The sequence below is a fragment of the Candidatus Nanopusillus massiliensis genome, from assembly GCF_920984865.1.
In genome coordinates, this window is sequence record NZ_OV100765.1 from 552,769 (window position 1) to 552,990 (window position 222).

The 222-nt window shown below is 19.8% G+C and carries 1 protein-coding gene (only partly in view); it reads left to right on the plus strand.

Annotated elements, in window-relative coordinates:
* Window positions 1–87: 87 nt before the first annotated feature.
* Window positions 88–222: the 5' portion of a CBS domain-containing protein gene (locus LUA84_RS03660; protein ID WP_305836331.1), read on the plus strand. It continues 39 nt past the right edge of the window; only the first 135 of its 174 coding nucleotides appear in the window; the start codon lies at window positions 88–90; the stop codon falls past the right edge of the window.

Consider the following 222-nt stretch of genomic DNA (forward strand, 5'->3'; position numbering starts at 1 on the left):
GAATGAAAAGGATTTTGATATAAAGATAAAATCTATAATGAATAGTAAATAATATTTGCAAATAAAGATGAAGGATGAGAAAAAATAATTAATTTAATGATAGAAAATAGGGTATTTTCATTGCCAATATTGGATAAAGGAAATTTAGTGGGTATAATAACTGCAAAAGATATATTAATAAGTTATTTACAATATAAAAAGGAAAAAGAATATAATATTGTT